Source organism: Oribacterium sp. NK2B42 (assembly GCF_000424445.1).
Classification (GTDB): Bacteria; Bacillota; Clostridia; order Lachnospirales; family Lachnospiraceae; genus Oribacterium.
In genome coordinates, this window is sequence record NZ_AUJX01000058.1 from 1 (window position 1) to 18,873 (window position 18,873).

Sequence of the window (18,873 nt, forward strand, 5' to 3'; positions counted from 1 at the left end):
GGAAAAGCGGTGTTGCTGCAGAGGTTATCGGGCAGCCGCTGGGATCCGTGGGAAACGGACTGTATCAGTCAAAAATATATCTTGAAACGGCTGATCTTTTTGCCTGGACCATAACCATCATACTGACAGCATTGATTCTTGAGAAACTGATGCTTGCTGTTCTTAGAAAATGTATTAAAGCATAGTGTGATGGTTTATTCAATTTGAATGTAGTTGTGATGGTGAGGTAAAAACCGTGCTGATTCAGTTCAAGGACATTACAAAAATATATGACGGAAAGAAGGTTCTGGACCGGATAAATCTGTCTATTGATACGGTATCGGATTCGAGAGATGTTCTTCTGAAAGGACCCTCCGGAATCGGTAAGACCACCCTGTTACGGATCATGGCAGGAATTGAGAATTCTGACAGCGGAAGTATCGAAATCACAATGGGAGAAGCTGCCGGTGGCGGAAAAAAACTCCGCATAGGTATGGTTTTCCAGGAAAACAGGCTTTTGGAGCAGTTTTCCGCAGTGGAAAATGTTACCTGCGTGGATTCCATGATCTCCCGGACAAGAGCAGTAGAGGAACTCAAAAAGGTTCTGGAAGAAGAGGCATTGGACAAACCCGTAAGAGAGCTGTCCGGTGGAATGCAGAGACGAGTCGCTATCGTAAGAGCTATGCTTCCTGCTTCGGATCTTCTCATTATGGATGAGCCACTGACAGGCCTTGATCCTGAAACCAGGGACAGAGTGATAAGGTATATCATGGAAAACAAAGGCAGAAGACCGCTTATCATGGCAAGCCATGATACGGAAGGACTTCCGAAGATGCGGGAACTGGCATTAGTGTAGAATTGGTGTATGGTCTCCCTGCATAATTAAAGATAATAGGATATGGAAGATGTTGAAATCGACATTTGCATAGAGTTGATTCTAAATACACATATGACAGGATTAAGAGGATATGGGAGCTTTTACTGTTATGGAGATGAGGAAAATGTACGACATCGGACCTTATACAATAGAAGATAATCAGAAAAGAGAGGATAGGACAGAGCTCATCGACGGATACATATACAAAATGAAGTCCTATCTTCCTGTTTACGGAATCTACCTCAGGAATCTTTACGGCATGATCAATAAGGCTTGCAGTGAGGGTGAAGAGTACGGAAGACCCTTCATGTTTGTTGGTGTGAGGCTTGATAAGGATGATAAAACCGTCATAGTTCCCGATATTTGCGTTGTGAAGGATGAGGAACAGGTCGCCGGAGGGGAGTTTGTTGAAGGTGCTCCCAGAGTTACCATAGAGTTTTTGGGAAGTGACCTGGAAGATCGAAAAAGGGATCTCTATCTTAAGCTTTTGAAATATAAGGAAGCCGGAGTTCGTGAGTACTGGATCGTGGATGTGGAGCATAAGAATCTGATGATTTATGACTTTCAGGAGATAACACTTCCGAAATTCTACAGCTTTAACGATGAAGTGCCGGCAGAAAACATTATGACAGGACTAAAGCTGGACTTTAAAGAGCTTGAGGAAAAGGTAAAGAAATTTTATGAAGCAGCGGAATTTGCCAGGAAGGTAAAGGAGAAAAAGGCTGCCGGGAAAAATTTAAATTGAAGCCTTAGGGTTTTGACAAGAAGGAGATGGATAAAAAACATTTCCAAACGTCAAAACCCTTTTTTGGACTGAGTGAAATTAGTCATATGGTCGCGAAAAGAGAACAAGGTGGAAAGAGTAAAACTATGATAGAAAAGAAAATAGAGAAGATGCTGAAATACAAGGAATTATTTACTTAGATAATAATTATGGGGATAAAAATCCACATAATAGGGGAATCCAAACGAAAAAATGTGGAAATCCGGCGATTTATTTCGTTTCAAGAAGAGTTTTTTCGAAAATTAACCAGAAAAACCGCATGAAATAAATGGATAAAAAGGGTAAAATTGTGGATAAAAAATAAACAGAAAATAAAGAAAGTATAAACTCAACAGGGGAATGTACTCTTTTGTCATTAAAACAATTAAGAGGGGAGAATTTGATGTATCAAATTCTCCCCTCTTTAATATTTTTTAACCCTTCATGCACTGAATAGCTTCCTTGGCAAGAGGTGAACGGACGCTGGAACCGGAATCGAACTGGATAATGGCACAAAGAGGTGAACCCTTCATGTGTTCTGCAGCATAAACAAGGCCATTGTTACGTTTATCAAGAGTAGGCACATCGATTTGACTCGGGTCACCGGCGATAACAAGCTTTGTACCGATGCCGGCACGGGTTATAACATCGCGGATCATGGTGCGGGAAGCATTCTGAGCCTCATCGCAGATCATATAAGTATTCATAAGTGAGCGGCCGCGGATAAAGTTGAGACCGCAAACCTCGATAACACCATCATCAAACATATCCTGCATCTGAGTCTGAACCTGCTGATGATCCTCCATATCCCGGCTGTTTCCTGACAACAGCACCTCGATGTTGTCATAAAAGCTCTGGTAAAGATTGAAAAGCTTATCATTAAGATCACCAGGTAGATAACCGATATCCTCGAAGCTCTGAGCTGTAGGTCTTGATATCAGGAGCTTAATGTACTCGCTGTCGCTTCTTCTCTGGGTCTGGTAGGTTCCGTCAAGACCGGCAGCCAGAGAAAGGAAGGTCTTGGCACAGCCTGCAGGTCCCAGAAGAATAACAAGAGGAATTTCCTCAGCCGGAGCCGTAAGAGCCCACATTGCATACTTCTGCATGGCATTTTTGGGCTTAATGCCTCCGAAAAGAGTTTGTTCTTTAATAAGATTAAGCTTTCCATTACGGAAAACCGAAAGAGCCGACTGCTTTCCTGCGTGAAGAGTTACGAATTCATTGGCAAGAAGAGTATCAGAAATGTCCTCGGGAAGGATCAGAGATTTGTCGGCATATAATGAGTTGATATACTCTGTGGGTACGTCCAGATCGATATGTCCGGTGTAGCCGCTGGTTTTGATAATGCTGTTCTTATAGCCTTCCACCTTTACTCCGCAGATGGTGGCATTGATACGCATGGAGATATCATTGGTAACAAGGATGACCGGAGTGCGCTTGGAGTTTCGCATGATGTGAATGCAGCTGGAAATGATACGGTTATCGGGAACCTCCAGTGAAAAGCCTTCCGGAAGGTACTCGCTCTTGACTCCGTCCGGCTCGATGGACAGCTTTCCGCCGTTAGGAAGCTTGATACCCTTCAAAAGATTGCCCTGCATACGAAGTTCGTCAAGAATCCTGCAGCACTCGCGGGCATTGTAACCGACCTCGCCGCCCACGGTCTTCTTTTTGTCAAGCTCCTGAAGAGTTGTCCCGCAAAGAATCACGTGGTTGTCCGCAAATCCGTCCACCATGGAGTGAGGATTCTCGAGCAAAATGTTCGTGTCCAGTAAAAACTTCTTGATCATATGGCACCTCCGATATCTACTATATCTTGGGATTTGTAATACCTATAGTATACAACTTGTTGTGTCTGATTTATAGAATATTTATAAAATTCGGTTTACAATTTTTAATTGTTTCTTTAAAAGTTCATTGACCGGAAACGTCTCAGGTGTTACGTTCATGAAGTAGCTATCAGAAGCAGGAAAGCAGCCGGAATAAGCGAGGCATTATGAAAGAAAACAAGCTCTATACATTAGTAACAGCAAACACGGTAACAGTATTTTGGTATAAGCCACTGGATGCTGCGGATTTTGTCAGATATAAAGTGTATCTGGATGGAGATCTTCGTGGGGAAACGGATAAGACACATTTCACGGTAGATAAGCTTAAACCCAATCATAAGTACAAGATTAAGGTTGAGTATGTTACAGATAAAAAACAGGGTAAATATCAAAAAATAGACAAGGTAAGCTTTGTAACCAATAAGGAAAAGAAGATCATCAATGTAACTAAAGCTCCCTTCAATGCTGTCGGTGACGGTGAGACCATGAATACCAAAGCACTTCAGATGGCCATTGATGCAGCAGACGAAAAGGCACAGATATATATACCCGAGGGCGTATATATGACAGGAGCCCTGCATCTTCACAGCAATATGGAGATATATCTTGAAAAAGGAGCAGTGATAAGGGGAACTGATAATCCAAGGGATTATCTTCCGAAGATACCCAGCAGATTCGAGGGTATCGAAATGCTCTGCTACTCAAGCCTTATAAATATGGGAACCATGGATCACAGCTCAGATACAAACTGTGAAAATGTACTGATATTCGGTGAAGGGACTATAGAGAGCGGAGGAAAAGCCCTTGCGGAGAATGTTATTAATGAAGAGAAGAAAAGTCTGGATTTGGAAAATATCAATCTGGACGAATATGAGAAAGCAGAAACATTGCCGGGAAGAGCAAGACCCAGGCTTATAAACATTTCCAATTCCAAAAATGTCAGGATTTCAGGGCTTCAATTAAAGAACGGAGCCTCCTGGAATGTACATATGATCTACAGTGAGAATGTTGTAACCGATAACTGTGAATTCTACTCAAAGGATGTCTGGAACGGTGACGGCTGGGATCCGGATTCCAGCCGAGATTCTGTGATTTTTGGCTGCAGGTTTTATACCGGGGATGATGCCATAGCCATTAAATCCGGAAAGAATCCCGAAGGAAATATCATTAATATTCCAACCAGGAACATCAGCATCTTTGACTGCATAAGTGAGTTTGGACACGGTATCATAATCGGATCGGAAATGTCCGGCGGAATAGAAAATATCGAAATCTGGGATTGTGATATCACTAACAGCTCAAACGGCTTTGAAATAAAGACAACGAGAAAAAGAGGAGGCTATGTAAAGAATATAAGTGTAAGAGATTCGGGTTTTTCACGGATTCTTATACATGGCGTCGAATATAACGATGACGGTGAACCGGCAGGTTCAAATCCCAAAATAAGTGACTGTCATTTCAATAATGTAAACATTATCGGCAAGTATCTCGATGAAGACGATAAGAGGATAGGCTGTAACGCAATAGAAATCGAAGGCTTCAGTGATATGAAGGGAGTAATGAGTGACATATATTTTGATAACATTAACATCTTTAATGACTCAGGTATATCACTTAAGAATACAAGCAATATCCACATGAATAACATAAACACTGAAATGGGCTGAAATTGTTAAAAATTAGATTAATGATAGTGACATTAAAAACGAATAGTGTATAATAATACGCGGGTATATATGGCAGTATAAACCCACAATGGATTACTGGCACTAAACTAAGAGAAAGAGGTAGAAACAGAAATGGCAAAGATTGATTTAACAAAGTATGGCATTATCGGCACAACAGAAATTGTGTATAACCCATCTTATGAGGATCTCTACAAGGAAGAGAAAAAGGAATGCCTCGAGGGATATGAGGTAGGACATGATACAGAGCTCGGCGCTGTAGATGTTTTCACAGGTATTTATACAGGACGTTCACCTAAAGATAAGTACATCGTAATGGATGAGAATTCAAAGGACACTGTATGGTGGACAACAGATGAGTATAAGAATGATAACCACCCGATGACAGAGGATACATGGGCTATCGTTAAGGATCTTGCCAAGAAGGAGCTTTCAAACAAGAGACTCTTTGTAGTTGATGCTTTCTGCGGAGCCAACAAGGATTCACGTATGGCAGTACGTTTCATCATGGAGGTTGCTTGGCAGGCACATTTCGTAAAGAACATGTTCATCGCTCCTACAGCTGAGGAAGAGGCAGCTTTCGAGCCTGATTTCATCGTTTACACAGCTTCAAAGGCTAAGGTTGAGAACTTCAAGGAGCTTGGTCTTAATTCTGAGACCTGCGTAGCTTTCAATGTTTCCAGCAAGGAGCAGGTAATCCTCAACACCTGGTACGGCGGAGAGATGAAGAAGGGTATGTTCTCAATGATGAACTACTTCCTTCCTCTTAAGGGAATGGCTTCAATGCACTGCTCAGCAAACACAGATATGAACGGTGAGCACACAGCTATTTTCTTCGGTCTTTCAGGAACAGGTAAGACAACACTTTCAACAGATCCTAAGAGACTTCTCATCGGTGATGATGAGCACGGCTGGGATGACAACGGTGTATTTAACCTTGAGGGCGGATGCTATGCTAAGGTTATCAACCTTGATGCAGAGGCTGAGCCTGATATCTACAATGCTATCAAGAGAAATGCTCTTCTTGAGAACGTAACAGTTTCCGAAGACGGAAAGCTTGATTTCTCAGATAAGAGCGTTACTGAGAATACACGTGTTTCATATCCTATCGATTTCATCGAGAAGAATGTTAAGAAAGTAAATCCTGTATCTGCAGGTCCTCAGGCTGATAATGTTATCTTCCTTTCAGCAGATGCATTCGGAGTACTTCCTCCTGTATCTATCCTTACACCGGAGCAGACACAGTACTACTTCCTTTCAGGTTTCACAGCTAAGCTTGCAGGAACAGAGCGTGGTATCACAGAGCCTACTCCTACATTCTCAGCTTGCTTCGGACAGGCATTCCTTGAGCTTCATCCTACAAAGTATGCTCAGGAGCTCGTTAAGAAGATGGAGAAGTCCGGTGCAAAGGCATATCTTGTAAACACAGGCTGGAACGGAACAGGAAAGAGAATCTCTATCAAGGATACACGTGGAATCATCGATGCTATCCTTAACGGTGATGTTCTCAAGGCTCCTACAAAGAAGATTCCTTACTTTGATTTCGAGGTTCCTACAGAGCTTCCGGGTGTTGATACAGGTATCCTTGATCCTCGTGATACATATGCTGATGCTTCTGAGTGGGAAGCAAAGGCAAAGGATCTTGCAGAGAGATTCCAGAAGAACTTTGTAAAGTATCAGGGCAATGAGGCCGGTAAGGCACTTGTTAAGGCAGGTCCTCAGCTTTGATTCTCTGATGAGAAAAATCAATAAATGATTTTTGAGAGGTGAGTGCAGTAAGCATTCACCTCTTTTTTTTACGCGATAAGGCCGTCACATGTGAGTTGCGCTTGTATAAAAAACACATGTGATGACAAACGAGGAATCGAGCAGGGCGTATTTCTCTACTCTATTGCAATAAAATCATTACGAAGAAGGCTTATTCCCCGTTTCCCGGTTAAAAAGGGTTGTTGCCCGGGAATCTAAAAAAGTGATAAAATAGTTAAAAATGATGAACGTGATTTATGGTTGTATTTGCATATTAAAAAAGTTTGTGATTCAACCGTATTATGAGGGGGATGTATGTCTGAAGTTGTTGAAGAAAAGAAAAAAAGAGTCAGTATAAAGGAGAAACTGGCAAATCCCAATACCGGATTTGAATATGCTTTATCATTGATATCGGGAAAATTTAAAATGCCGATTCTGTATACATTGTCTGTTTATCCCACAGTAAGGTTTAATGAGCTACAGAGGTATATACATGACATATCCTATAAAACATTAAGCAGAAATCTGAAAGAGCTTGAATCTGCCGGACTTATAAACCGAAAGGAGTATGCTCAGATACCGCCAAAGGTAGAGTACTCACTGACAAAGGATGGCCAGTCAATGATCGTGATACTGGACGAATTCTCAGCCTGGGGCGAGAACCACATGATGAAGCAGAAGAACAAGACAACATAAAACGGAATATACAATATTTTGCTTTATGTTGTTTTCACAATTATAAATACAGAAGGGAATAGTAAGAGTATCAAAGATTAAAAGCCTGTCAGTGCATGTGTGCCATGCCGGCAGGCTTTTTAATCGTAGAATGAATATTGAAGCTTTTCAGTTAGGATCTATTCAGTTTTTCATGGCATCGCGTATAGCTCTGAGAAGATCACTGTACTCCTCATATGCTGGAAGCTCCGGGTGATCGGCCTTGATCTTTTCCGTGCTTCTGAAAAGGAATCCGGCCTTTGATGCCTGGATCATACCGAGGTCATTAAAACTGTCACCGGAAGCTATGGTATCGTAGCCTATGGACTGAAGGGCCTTAACTGTCGTGAGCTTGGACTTTTCACATCGCATCTTAAAATCGGTGATCTCTCCGCTTGGAGCTACTTCAAGAGTATTGCAGAAGAGAGTCGGATTGCCAAGTTTCTTCATAAGAGGAGAAGCAAACTGCTCAAAGGTATCGGAGATAAGTATCACCTGTGAGAAGGAACGAAGCTCATCGAGGAAATCTTTTGCTCCCGGAAGCGGATCAATGGTTGCTATAACATCCTGAATTTCTTTCAGTCCCAGACCATGTTCCTTTAAGATCCCAAGTCTCCATCTCATAAGCTTGTCATAATCGGGTTCATCTCTGGTGGTCCTTTTCAACTCAGGAATTCCGCTGGCTTCCGAAAAAGCAATCCAGATTTCAGGTACAAGTACGCCCTCAACGTCTAAACAGGTGATATACATAATGCCTCCCTCGTGTTATATATAAAAAATTTAGCAACATTATAAGATTAGCCGGTCAGATGTGCATCTGTGTGTCATCTATTAAGGCTCCAAAAACAGCCTTAATAGATGAGAGAATAATATTCATTCATCCGGCTTTATTTATAAACCTCTAAGAAAATAAGGGGATCAATTGCCCATGGTTTTTGATCGCCTGATCTTAGGCAGCTTACTGTCGATCCATTTATAGATATTATCATGAACTTCTTCTTTATTGGTTTCCCAGATCATCTCGTGCCGCTTCCTTGGATATATCCGTAAAGATACATCGTGACCGGTGGCATGAAGCCAGGCGTAAACTGAAGCCGGACCTCTTCCGTATTCACCTACAGGATCGGCTCCGCCTGAGAAAATGTAGATAGGTATCAAAGGGACACTCGAAGCCCACTTGTCTTCTCTTACGGAAATAATGCCTTTGACCATTTCATAGTAGGCACCTATAGTGAAGCGGACCGAAAGAGGATCTGCAGCGTGTTGTTTACAGATTTCTTCATCGGTACAGCACCAGGCGCCGGCATTAACAGGATTCACTATATCTTTATTGAAAAGATAGGTCATGAATTCTCCGTATTTGGTTGCGGGGGTCATGTGATCATGGAGCTTAAGGTCAGCTGACAATACTCCCAAAGCAGAGTAGAAAGAATAACTGAATCCTCCTGTTCCGCTGAGGATAAGTGCGTCTACGTCCTTTGGGAATTTCGTAACATAGGAACGTACTGCAAATGAACCCATGGAATGTCCAAAAAGTATAACGGGAAGCTCCGGGAACCATTTTTTAACTTTAAGGATCAGTCGTCTGATATCATGGAGCAGGTATTCCCATCCGTGGGATGGACCGAAGCTTCCGGCATGATTTTGGGATTTTCCGTGCCCCTGAAGATCGAGCATAGCGACTGTGTAGCCTAAACCTGTCAGTTCTTCAGTCCAGGAAAGGTAACGTCCGCTATGGCTTTGCATTCCGTGAACTATAACCATGATCGCTTTCTGTTCCAGCTTTTCATTTCGGTATAAACAGTTATAAATCTTTCCATCACCATTGGAAGATGGAGTGTACCATTCTCGTCTTTCCATATCATTACCTGCTGAGCATATTGCTTAAAAGTTATAACAGTCACATATAACTATATCAAATAATTATATATTAATCAATTTACCGACAAAAAACAGTATTTTATAAATTTAGGATATTGTAAAATGGACTAAGTGATTAAGTAAAGAATTATGCATTAAAATAAGTGAAAATTTTTATTTTTCCCGGGAAAGAGAATCGATGAAGAGTATCAGGTATATCAATAAAAAGAGTAAAGATAAAGTGACAAAAGTCAAATCCATAGCATTGCTTAAAAAGATAAAACTCGAAAGTGTCACAGAGGAGGAGTGCGAGTCTCTTCCCGAGGATGCGGAAATCCTGATAATGAAGGGGATGGACAGAGTTTCCATGACGGATTTTCTTGCTGAGCTAAGAAAAAAAGGGTTAAGAGTCGACTATAAATGTATTGAGACAGAAACCAATAAAGACTGGGCTATAGATAAGCTGTATGAAGAAATAAAAGCTGAACATGAAGCTATGCAGAAGAAAAGGACAGATTGAATTTATAAATCATGTCTGTTAAACTTTAACGCGAACTTTCAATGGGAAGATAGACAGGACCGTTTAGACAGGCACTGCATAAAGGATATTACAGCTAAAAAATCTATTAACATATGAGCCGGTTAGATGTGCATCTGTGTGTCAGATATTAAGGCTCAAAAAACAGCATTAACAGATTAGGAGAACCATGGAAGATAACTTTTTTGAGATTACAGATAAAGATGATAAAAACCTTGAAGATACTTCGGAAAAAGAGTTTTCGGAAGATACGTCAACGGTAGAAAACGAAGAGGGCAATGACAAAAAAAAGAAAGGTGAAACCGGTAAATCCGCGCTTTCAGAGATACTTGACTGGATAAAGGTTCTGGCGGTAGCTGCGGTTCTGGCATTTGGAATTAACAACTTTATCATTGCCAATTCAACCATACCTACAGGCTCCATGGAAAACACCATAATGCCGGGTGCCCGTGTCTTCGGTTCAAGACTGGAGTATACCTTCGGAGAAGTACACAGGGATGATATCGCCATATTTATCTACGGATATACCTGTAAGAATGACGGGCAGATGTACAGGGAAAATTCAAACCATGCCTGTCCGAAATGCGGAAGAGAAGATACGGCCAATTCTGTAGTTTATTATGTTAAGAGAGTCATCGGTATGCCCGGTGATCACATCGAGATAAAACAGACCGGAATGGCTGATGCTTCAGAGTTCCATAACATTGAAATAGGTGTTAATGCAGACGGCACTACGCCTCAGGTACCGGTAGGAACGGTTTATGTAAACGGTGAGGCAAAGGAAGAGGTGTATCTGCCTGAGCCTATGATCGTAGACGGAAGACAATTCCCGGAAGTGGATGTGGTTGTTCCCGAAGGCCACTACTATATGCTTGGAGATAACAGAAATAATTCAATGGATGCCCGGTTCTGGGGTGACTACAATATGGTAGCAAGAGACAGGATGCTGGCTAAAGTTTACTTTAAGTACTGGCCATTCAGTGATATGGGATTTGTAAAGTAAAATGGCAAAATCAGCCAATGTGGTGATTTGTATCCCATGATTAGCAGTAATATCGTGATATTTAGCTAATGTGAAAGGGGCGGCAGATGCTGAGCCCTTTTTCACATTTTATACACATAAAGCGATTAAAATGCTAAATCACAGTGGATTGCCGTATCAATACACAGGTAATGATCTTTTAAATAAGAGTTATTATATATAAAAAAACAGAGAGGAAAGTTGATATGTCAAAATCAGAAGGACAGAAGCTTGAGGAAAAGCTTTGTTACAAGATCAAAAACATAGGCATGGAACGTCCGGAGGATGTGGAAAAGGCCAATGAATTCTGCGAGGGCTACAAGGTATTCCTTGATAATGCAAAAATTGAAAGAGAAGCAGTAAGATATTCTCTTGAACTTGCGGAGAAATATGGTTACAAGCCTTTTGAGAGAAACAAAAGGTATAAAACCGGAGATAAGGTATACTACAACAACAGAGGCAAAAACATTATCCTGACAACCTTCGGTAAGAAGCCACTTATCGACGGAGTTCATTTTAATATTGCACATATAGATTCTCCGAGACTTGATCTTAAGCCTAATCCGCTTTATGAAAAGGATGAGATCTCATTCTTTAAGACACATTACTATGGTGGTATCAAGAAATATCAGTGGGGAGTAACACCACTTGCGATCCATGGTCGTGTAATGTTAAAGGATGGCAGTGCAATAGATCTTAATATAGGAGAGAATCCCGGAGATCCTGTATTTGTGGTTTCGGATCTGCTTCCTCATCTTTCACAGCAGCAGAATCAGAGAAAGCTTTCCGAGGGCTTAAAGGGAGAAGAACTCAATATCATCCTTGGTTCTACACCTGTTCCGGACAAGGAAGTTAAAAAGGCATTTAAGTTAAAGATCCTTTCAATCCTTAATGAAAAATACGGAATGACAGAGGAAGACTTCTTAAGAGCAGAGTTAACCATGGTTCCTGCACAGCATGCTGTGGATGTAGGTCTGGACCGCTCTCTTGTGGGAGCTTACGGACAGGATGACAAAGTATGTGCTTATACTGCACTTATGGCAGAGTTTGAATGCAAAAAGCCAAAGCATACAACCGTAACCGTACTTGTTGATAAGGAAGAGATCGGATCAACCGGCGTTACCGGTATGGAAAGTGATATGCTTCTTCACTACATGGAGGATCTGGTTGAGGCTGAGGGTGAAAGAGTAAGGGATGTACTTAGAAATTCACTTTGTCTTTCAGCTGATGTTAATGCGGCATTTGATCCAACCTTCCCGGATGTATTTGAGTCCAACAATGCGTCCTATCTCAACAAGGGTCCGGTGCTTACAAAGTACACAGGATCAAGAGGCAAGTCTTCTTCAAACGATGCTTCTGCCGAGACCATGTATAAGGTTATCAAGCTGATGGAAGAGGATGAGGTTCTCTGGCAGATCGGTGAACTCGGAAAGGTAGATGCAGGTGGCGGCGGAACCATCGCCAAGTACATTGCAAATATGGATGTGGATACAGTAGACCTTGGTGTACCGGTCCTTTCGATGCATGCACCTTTTGAGATTACTTCAAAGCTTGATGTATATTACACCTACAAAGCATTTGTTGCATTTAATAAATAAAAACAGTTAAAAAAAGAGGAGATAATCAAATTATGAAGAAAAACAAGATTTTAATTACAGCAGTTGCTGCATTAACAGCTGTGTCCATGGCTGCATGTAACTCAAACAGTACTCCGGAAGCTACAACGGCTGCAGAGACAACAGCTGCTGCCGGAGAAACAGCAACCGAATCAACCGTTGCAGCAGAGTCTGTAGATCCTGAGGTTGAGAAGCTTGAGAATACCGAAGTACCTGAAATGCCTGACGTAAAGGATATGGGTTATATCAAGATGGCGGATTTAAGCACCCTCACTGTGGAAACAACACCAAAGCAGGTTGTGGATGATGAAATGATAGATGCTCAGATAAACAGCCTTTTATCTTCCCACAAGGATGAAGTTGATGAAGCAGCCAAAGATGGTGATACAGTAAACATTGATTATGTGGGAACCATAGATGGCGTTGAATTTGACGGTGGATCAGCAACAGGCTACAACCTTACTCTTGGATCCGGTACATTTATCCCGGGTTATGAGGATCAGCTTATCGGAGCTAAAAAGGGAGAGAAGGTTATTGTTAAGGTAACATTCCCTGAGGATTATGGTAATGCAGACCTTCAGGGCAAGGATGCTGAGTTCGCTGTAACCGTTAATACGGTTTCAAGAACTCCTGAACTTACAGACGAGTGGCTTAAGAAGCATGCTGAAGATTTGGAGACAGAAGCAAAGACAGTCGCTGAATTCAGAGATGAGCAGAAAGCACTTCTTCAGGCTCAGGTGGATTATTCATACAACAGTAATGTACGTACAGAAGCACTTCAGCAGATTGTTGATAATTCAGAAATCGGAATATCTGATGCCATGAAGGATTACGCTGAGGCATATGTGATCAAATCTGAGATCGATACAGCTTCCAGATATGGATATACTCTTGCAAATATGCTTGATATGTATGGTATGTCAGTGGATGAGTTCAAGGAAGAAATGGCAGGTTTTGCAGCAGATTATGCATCCCAGAGAATAGTTGTGGCAACAATCGCTGAAGAGCAGGGTATCAAAGCTTCAGACGAACTTATAGATAAGCTTGCAGAAGAGATAAGCGGTATTTCAGGTCAGAAGGTCAATAAGGTAATGCTTATTGAGCAGTACGGCGGAGATGCTGTGAAGGAAGAAGCCGTAAATAATGCAGTTCTTCAGTATATCCAGGATAATGTTAAGATTGTAGAAAAGGAAGAAACAGCCGAAGAGACAGAAGCTGCTACAGAGGCTCAGGAGGAGACTGAAGAAGAAACCGTGGAGGAGACAAAGGCAGGTAATGATCTTCAGGGAGAAGGCGGATTCAAGACAAAGAAGTTTGAAGAAGTCTACACAGCACCCGCAGATGAGGAAACAGAGGCTGAAAGCGAGAGCGCTGCAAAGTAATTGAAAGCCATCGGAAATAATTATTTAATCCGGCTGTACTTGAAATATCAGGTAATTGGTAACAGTTCATCCGGGGTCTAAGCAGAGAACCACAGACTGAACTGTTATGGTGATTGACATAGGATGGGAAGAGATTCTCATCCTATTCTATTGACATTGACACTTTAGCGTGGTAGAGTGTTGAATTATAAAAAGTTTGATGATCTTTTGGGAACGATCCATCAGTGAAGATATTTTGCCCCGGTGGTAATGTTACCATAGATCGAGGAGGAAAAATGAAAAAGAATCTTGCATTATTAATCTCAGGAATCGTAGCAATGAGCGCATTAACTGCCTGCGGCTCAAGTAAGCCGGCAGAGACAACTGCAGCAGCAACAACAGCTGCTGCAACAGAGGCAGCTGCAGAAACAGAGGCAGCCACTGAAGCAGCAGGAGAGCAGGGAGAAGCAGTAACAACTGCAACAGGAAAATTTACAGTTGGTTTTGACCAGGAGTTCCCTCCTATGGGATTCGTTGGCGATAATGGTGAGTATACAGGTTTCGATCTCGTTCTCGCACAGGAGGTTGCAAAGCGTTTAGGACTTGAGTACGTTCCACAGCCTATCAACTGGGATGCAAAGGATATGGAGCTTGAGTCAGGAAATATCGATTGTATATGGAACGGCTTCACAATGCAGGGAAGAGAAGATTCCTATACATGGGTTGGTCCTTATATGGCAAACAATCAGGTATTTGTAGTTAATGCTGATTCAGATATCGCATCACAGACCGATCTTGCAGGAAAGGCTGTAGAGGTTCAGAAGGACAGCTCAGGACTTAATGCGATCAATGATAATGCTGATCTTCTTGCATCCTTAGGTTCTCTTACAGAGGTAGCGGATTACAATACAGCTCTTATGGACCTTGAGTCAGGTGCCTGTGATGCAGTTTGTATGGATAGTATCGTAGCAGGATATCAGATCAAGTCATCAGGCAAGAATATGAAGATCCTTGATGATACTCTTGCAGCAGAGGAGTACGGAATCGGATTCAAGAAGGGTGACGATGCACTGGCTCAGGCAGTAAAGGATGTACTCATGGAAATGTCAGCAGACGGAACCGTAGAGAAGATCTCCAATGAGTGGTTCGGTTCAAATGTATTTACATTAAAGTAATACAGATTAAAAAGTTTAGTATACCGGAGGCGTTACTTAGAAAGTAATGCTTCCGGTTTTTATTGCTCCTATAAACCCGTCACATGTTTGTTTGTATATGCACAACACCGCGTGACGGCTTTAAACAAAAAAAGAGAAGCGATAAACGCTTCTCCGTAAGATGTTCCTGATGCGATTCGAACGCACGACCTTTCGCTTAGGAGGCGAACGCTCTATCCTGCTGAGCTACAGAAACACATCCTGAAACTATTTTTCCAGGCACTTTATCTTAGCATAAATAACATTTCAGTTCAACAAAAAGGTCATTCATGGTAAACTATTTCTCAGCTATTTTGTAATAGTTCACCGGATGAACAACCAACTCCGTTCCATGGTTCACCGGATGAACAAATAAATCCGTTCCATGGTCCAGCGAATGAATTGTTGCGCTGTTTCTATATCGGTGGCAGCTTGATTACCGGTTAAATATACCAAAATAGCGGGAGTTTAAAAGATGAAAGCATTGTACCGAAATATACTCGGCATGATCTTTTCGGTCATGCTGTTATTTATCATATTTGTTACCAGCTTTGAAGTTGCTTGTTACGGTTCACCGGACTTTTTCCGGAATGAATTCATTAAATATGATGTAACGGGAAGCCTTGAAGCCTGGATGGGGGAGACCATGAGTCTCGATGATATGTGTCATGTACTGGATCAGACCATGGTATATCTGAGGGGAGACAGGGAGAACCTCATTATAGAAACCACTATAAACGGCCAACCGGCTTTTTTCTATAATGAAGATGAAGCTTCGCATATGGCGGATGTCAGAGTCCTGTTTGTTAAATGCTTATTTTTGAGAGCGATTTTCATCCTGACAGCTCTTGCCATAGCAGGTTACCTCATAGTTGTGGCAAAACCAGGTGGAGCCCTGTATTATCTAAGCACAAGTTTTATAAAAGTATGTGCCTGGATACTGGCTGTGGTTTTACTCATCGGTGCTCTTGCGGCAACAGATTTTACTAAATACTTCACTATATTTCACGAGATATTTTTCAGTCAGGGAAACTGGATGTTTGATCCTAGGGAAAGCAGGATGATCAATATGCTGCCGGAGGGCTTCTTCTCGGATTGTGCATTAAAGATTGTGCTAACCTTTATAGCATCGGTACTGGTTGTGATGGCACTTAGTATGATCATCACAGTTTTTACAAGGAAACATAAAAATGATAGATAATAAAGAACTGGATAAAAAAAGAGCGATCCTTGTGGGAGCCTGCATTGGCAATAATCCTGATTTTGACACCTCCATGAAAGAACTGGAAGGGCTCGCCGAAGCTGAGAATCTTTTGGTCATCGCTGACATTACCCAGAATCTGGATTCACAGGATTCAGCCTATTATATAGGTTCAGGTAAGGTTCAGGAGCTGAAGGCCCTGGTGTGGGAAATGGAAGCAGACCTTGTAATCGTAAATAACCAGCTTTCGCCTTCACAGCTTGCAAATCTCGCCCACGACCTGGAGGTTGAGGTCATTGACCGTACAAACCTCATATTAAATATCTTTGCCGACAGGGCCAGAACAAGAGAAGCTAAAATGCAGGTGGACTACGCAAAGCTTCAGTATATGCTCCCGAGACTTGTGGGTTTACGCCAAAATCTCAGCAGACAGGGAGGAACCGGCGGTTCCATGTCCAACAAGGGATCCGGTGAGACTCAGATCGAGCTTGACAGAAGACATATAGAAAAGCAGATGTCGGAGCTTCGCAAACAGCTTCGGGAGATCAGCCAAAACCGGGACACACAGCGCCGTAAGCGTATGACTTCCGGAATACCTCAGGTTGCGTTGGTTGGTTATACCAATGCAGGAAAATCCACACTTCTTAACAAAATGATAAAGACTTATTGTCCTGATGAAGAAAAAGAAGTTATGGTGAAGGACATGCTTTTCGCCACACTGGATACCACAGTTAGAAAGATAACTCCACCGGAACATAGGGATTTCCTTCTGTCAGATACAGTAGGTTTTATAAACGACCTTCCCCACGATCTGGTCAATGCCTTTCGCTCCACACTGGAGGAGGCTGTTAATGCTGACCTTATACTTGAGGTTATAGATTATTCAGACAAGAATTATCAGATGCACATGGACGTTACGGCCAAAACCCTAAAGGAACTGGAGGCAGGTCATATCCCGGTAATTTACGTAATGAATAAATCAGACCGCAAATATCCTGAGTATGAGCTTCCCATAGACCGGGGAGATAAGATTTATATTTCTGCGGAAAAGGGTATAGGTCTCGAGCTTCTGCTTCAGAAAATAGATGAAAAGCTGTTTTCCGATTACCTCACCATGGAACTGATAATCCCATATACAAAAGGCGGCGTAGAACATGATCTTCAGGAGAGATCAAGGGTTATCTCTGTGAAGTATGAAGATGATGGGATACACATGACCGCAGATCTCAACCAGGAAATGATAAAGCGATATAAGGAGTTCATACAGTAGTTAATGGAACACGATAATTTACTGGAAGGTCGCATAGACGATCTCTCCAAGAGAGCCTATAACAATGAGTATCTGACATGTACCAATTTTCTCTCGGCATCAGATCTTGCTGCATTTTACCGGATTTTAAAAAGCCGCGGGATATCTTCAAAGGTCAATGTTTTGAACGGAAGCTCCTACGTTATATACGGAGGTCATGAAGACGCGGATAGAAATGTTATATGTTTCCTTCCGGGCTATATGTCACCGGAGGAGTTTAGTGTTAATGAAGCTTTAGCGGGAGACATCATTAAATGTATCCATGTGAAGCCCTTAAATAACAGGTTTGCCGACGATCTGAGTCACAGAGATTTTCTCGGAGCCCTTATGAATCTTGGGATTGAGAGAGAAAAGATAGGAGACATTCTTGTATATGGAAGTTCAGCTTATATATTTGTTTTAAGCGATATGGCGGAAACCGTGGCGAGAGAACTTACCCGGGTTAAGCATACCTCTGTAGACTGCGGGCTTGTATCACCCTCAGAGTGTGATGTACAGCCAAAATTCACTGAGGTTTCAGGATCTGTTGCTTCACAGAGAGTAGATGCGGTACTTGCCATGGTATGGCATCTCTCCAGAGGAAGAGCACAGGAAGTTATCAAAGCTGAAAATGTATTTATCAACGGGCAGACAGTGACCGATCCCGGGTACAATTTGAAACCCGGAGACCGTGTGACGGTCAGAGGTCATGGTAAGTTTATCTTTGAAAGTACGGGAACCATGACAAAGAAGGGGCGCTTTTATGCAAACGTCAGGGTTTATTCCTAGTATATGAATTAACGTAAATTTGAATTCAGAATATTGTGGTTTGAAAAACAATTATAAATAAATGAGAATTTGAAATACAATTCATGCAAAAAATGTTCTTTCAAACACACAAAGGTTACTGTTCACAGGTGAACTTGTAGTAAAACAGCCGATCCGTTAAACTGAGTCTCAGTAATAACGGGTCGGCTGTTCTGCCAACTATGAGTCAAATCTTTGTGTCACTTCATCAAACACATTGGCTCCTTCATTTTGCCGTATCTTAACAAGCACGCTCCTGCCTTCACAATGATGCGTTATTGTATCAAAGCATCTGAAAGACATCACCTGCCCTTGTTTGCGCTTGTAGCCACGTAGAAAGCGCTCCGCTATGTTGTTTGTGCTCGGTACATTGACATTATGAAGAAACAGAAGATGTT

General features: G+C 41.9%; 16 protein-coding genes, 1 tRNA gene and 2 pseudogenes. 14 read left to right on the top strand and 5 right to left on the bottom strand.

Annotation, left to right across the window (positions count from 1 at the left end; translation table 11 throughout):
* The 3 genes and pseudogenes from G625_RS22775 to G625_RS19925 all read left to right on the top strand — a co-directional run.
* Window positions 1-185 (top strand): annotated as a pseudogene (locus G625_RS22775) (ABC transporter permease); the annotation flags it as partial.
* A gap of 50 nt (window positions 186-235) precedes the next feature.
* The gene (locus G625_RS0112970; protein WP_029201451.1) at window positions 236-835 is read left to right on the top strand and encodes an ABC transporter ATP-binding protein; all 600 of its coding nucleotides are present in this window, start codon (window positions 236-238) and stop codon (window positions 833-835) included.
* A 145-nt stretch (window positions 836-980) separates the two neighbouring features.
* The gene (locus G625_RS19925; protein ID WP_198014898.1) at window positions 981-1,601 is read left to right on the top strand and encodes a Uma2 family endonuclease; all 621 of its coding nucleotides are present in this window, start codon (window positions 981-983) and stop codon (window positions 1,599-1,601) included.
* Between the two features lie 452 nt (window positions 1,602-2,053).
* On the opposite strand, the gene G625_RS0112985 is transcribed toward G625_RS19925, so the two are convergent.
* Complete coding sequence (locus tag G625_RS0112985; protein ID WP_029201452.1) at window positions 2,054-3,406, bottom strand: PhoH family protein; 1,353 nt, start codon at window positions 3,404-3,406, stop codon at window positions 2,054-2,056.
* A 206-nt stretch (window positions 3,407-3,612) separates the two neighbouring features.
* Between G625_RS0112985 and G625_RS19930 the strand changes: the two genes are divergently transcribed.
* From G625_RS19930 to G625_RS0113000, 3 genes are all read left to right on the top strand, one after another.
* Window positions 3,613-5,112 carry a glycosyl hydrolase family 28 protein gene (locus tag G625_RS19930; RefSeq protein WP_049895901.1) on the top strand — a complete coding sequence of 500 codons (1,500 nt, stop codon included), beginning with the start codon at window positions 3,613-3,615 and terminating at the stop codon, window positions 5,110-5,112.
* Between the two features lie 132 nt (window positions 5,113-5,244).
* Window positions 5,245-6,858, top strand: a complete 1,614-nt coding sequence (pckA, locus tag G625_RS0112995) for a phosphoenolpyruvate carboxykinase (ATP) (protein ID WP_029201453.1) — start codon at window positions 5,245-5,247, stop codon at window positions 6,856-6,858.
* Window positions 6,859-7,191: 333 nt separating this feature from the next.
* On the top strand, window positions 7,192-7,572 hold the full coding sequence (locus G625_RS0113000) for a winged helix-turn-helix transcriptional regulator (protein WP_029201454.1): 381 nt from the start codon (window positions 7,192-7,194) through the stop codon (window positions 7,570-7,572).
* A 162-nt stretch (window positions 7,573-7,734) separates the two neighbouring features.
* Here G625_RS0113000 and thrH read toward each other — a convergent pair whose 3' ends face one another.
* Both thrH and G625_RS0113010 read right to left on the bottom strand, forming a co-directional pair.
* Window positions 7,735-8,340, bottom strand: coding sequence for a bifunctional phosphoserine phosphatase/homoserine phosphotransferase ThrH (gene thrH, locus G625_RS0113005; RefSeq protein WP_029201455.1), 606 nt, complete (start codon window positions 8,338-8,340; stop codon window positions 7,735-7,737).
* Between the two features lie 168 nt (window positions 8,341-8,508).
* On the bottom strand, window positions 8,509-9,450 hold the full coding sequence (locus tag G625_RS0113010) for an alpha/beta fold hydrolase (RefSeq protein ID WP_029201456.1): 942 nt from the start codon (window positions 9,448-9,450) through the stop codon (window positions 8,509-8,511).
* 199 nt (window positions 9,451-9,649) lie between these two features.
* Between G625_RS0113010 and G625_RS0113015 the strand changes: the two genes are divergently transcribed.
* The 5 genes from G625_RS0113015 (at window position 9,650) to G625_RS0113035 (ending at window position 15,161) form a co-directional block, all read left to right on the top strand.
* Window positions 9,650-9,970 carry a DUF3783 domain-containing protein gene (locus tag G625_RS0113015; protein WP_029201457.1) on the top strand — a complete coding sequence of 107 codons (321 nt, stop codon included), beginning with the start codon at window positions 9,650-9,652 and terminating at the stop codon, window positions 9,968-9,970.
* Window positions 9,971-10,157: 187 nt separating this feature from the next.
* Window positions 10,158-10,991 carry a signal peptidase I gene (lepB, locus tag G625_RS19935; RefSeq protein WP_084152903.1) on the top strand — a complete coding sequence of 278 codons (834 nt, stop codon included), beginning with the start codon at window positions 10,158-10,160 and terminating at the stop codon, window positions 10,989-10,991.
* Between the two features lie 224 nt (window positions 10,992-11,215).
* Window positions 11,216-12,607, top strand: a complete 1,392-nt coding sequence (locus tag G625_RS0113025; RefSeq protein WP_029201458.1) for an aminopeptidase — start codon at window positions 11,216-11,218, stop codon at window positions 12,605-12,607.
* 32 nt (window positions 12,608-12,639) lie between these two features.
* Window positions 12,640-14,007 carry a trigger factor gene (gene tig / locus G625_RS19940; RefSeq protein WP_049895902.1) on the top strand — a complete coding sequence of 456 codons (1,368 nt, stop codon included), beginning with the start codon at window positions 12,640-12,642 and terminating at the stop codon, window positions 14,005-14,007.
* A gap of 275 nt (window positions 14,008-14,282) precedes the next feature.
* Window positions 14,283-15,161, top strand: a complete 879-nt coding sequence (locus G625_RS0113035) for an amino acid ABC transporter substrate-binding protein (protein ID WP_029201459.1) — start codon at window positions 14,283-14,285, stop codon at window positions 15,159-15,161.
* Between the two features lie 161 nt (window positions 15,162-15,322).
* Here the strand turns inward: G625_RS0113035 and G625_RS0113040 are convergent.
* A tRNA-Arg gene (locus G625_RS0113040) sits at window positions 15,323-15,396 on the bottom strand.
* 258 nt (window positions 15,397-15,654) lie between these two features.
* On the opposite strand from G625_RS0113040, the gene G625_RS19945 reads away from it, so the two are divergent.
* The 3 genes from G625_RS19945 to G625_RS0113055 are packed head-to-tail and all read left to right on the top strand — an operon-like array spanning window position 15,655 to window position 18,457.
* Window positions 15,655-16,380, top strand: coding sequence for a TIGR01906 family membrane protein (locus tag G625_RS19945; protein WP_044932710.1), 726 nt, complete (start codon window positions 15,655-15,657; stop codon window positions 16,378-16,380).
* Window positions 16,370-17,650, top strand: coding sequence for a GTPase HflX (gene hflX, locus G625_RS0113050; RefSeq protein WP_029201460.1), 1,281 nt, complete (start codon window positions 16,370-16,372; stop codon window positions 17,648-17,650). The genes G625_RS19945 and hflX overlap by 11 nt, the downstream gene beginning before the upstream one ends.
* A 3-nt stretch (window positions 17,651-17,653) precedes the next feature.
* Window positions 17,654-18,457, top strand: coding sequence for a YlmH/Sll1252 family protein (locus G625_RS0113055; RefSeq protein WP_029201461.1), 804 nt, complete (start codon window positions 17,654-17,656; stop codon window positions 18,455-18,457).
* Between the two features lie 198 nt (window positions 18,458-18,655).
* Here G625_RS0113055 and G625_RS22880 read toward each other — a convergent pair.
* A pseudogene (locus G625_RS22880) lies at window positions 18,656-18,873 on the bottom strand (IS66 family transposase); the annotation flags it as partial.

Bases quoted from the DNA above. Each gene is read 5' to 3' on its own strand.
- G625_RS0113000 (WP_029201454.1), top strand. From the start codon at position 7,192: ATGTCTGAAGTTGTTGAAGAAAAGAAAAAAAGAGTCAGTATAAAGGAG.
- G625_RS0113035 (WP_029201459.1), top strand. From the start codon at position 14,283: ATGAAAAAGAATCTTGCATTATTAATCTCAGGAATCGTAGCAATGAGC.
- lepB (WP_084152903.1), top strand. From the start codon at position 10,158: ATGGAAGATAACTTTTTTGAGATTACAGATAAAGATGATAAAAACCTT.
- pckA (WP_029201453.1), top strand. From the start codon at position 5,245: ATGGCAAAGATTGATTTAACAAAGTATGGCATTATCGGCACAACAGAA.
- hflX (WP_029201460.1), top strand. From the start codon at position 16,370: ATGATAGATAATAAAGAACTGGATAAAAAAAGAGCGATCCTTGTGGGA.
- thrH (WP_029201455.1), bottom strand. From the start codon at position 8,340: ATGTATATCACCTGTTTAGACGTTGAGGGCGTACTTGTACCTGAAATC.
- G625_RS0113025 (WP_029201458.1), top strand. From the start codon at position 11,216: ATGTCAAAATCAGAAGGACAGAAGCTTGAGGAAAAGCTTTGTTACAAG.
- tig (WP_049895902.1), top strand. From the start codon at position 12,640: ATGAAGAAAAACAAGATTTTAATTACAGCAGTTGCTGCATTAACAGCT.
- G625_RS0112985 (WP_029201452.1), bottom strand. From the start codon at position 3,406: ATGATCAAGAAGTTTTTACTGGACACGAACATTTTGCTCGAGAATCCT.
- G625_RS0113015 (WP_029201457.1), top strand. From the start codon at position 9,650: ATGAAGAGTATCAGGTATATCAATAAAAAGAGTAAAGATAAAGTGACA.
- G625_RS19930 (WP_049895901.1), top strand. From the start codon at position 3,613: ATGAAAGAAAACAAGCTCTATACATTAGTAACAGCAAACACGGTAACA.
- G625_RS0113055 (WP_029201461.1), top strand. From the start codon at position 17,654: ATGGAACACGATAATTTACTGGAAGGTCGCATAGACGATCTCTCCAAG.
- G625_RS19945 (WP_044932710.1), top strand. From the start codon at position 15,655: ATGAAAGCATTGTACCGAAATATACTCGGCATGATCTTTTCGGTCATG.
- G625_RS0113010 (WP_029201456.1), bottom strand. From the start codon at position 9,450: ATGGAAAGACGAGAATGGTACACTCCATCTTCCAATGGTGATGGAAAG.
- G625_RS19925 (WP_198014898.1), top strand. From the start codon at position 981: ATGTACGACATCGGACCTTATACAATAGAAGATAATCAGAAAAGAGAG.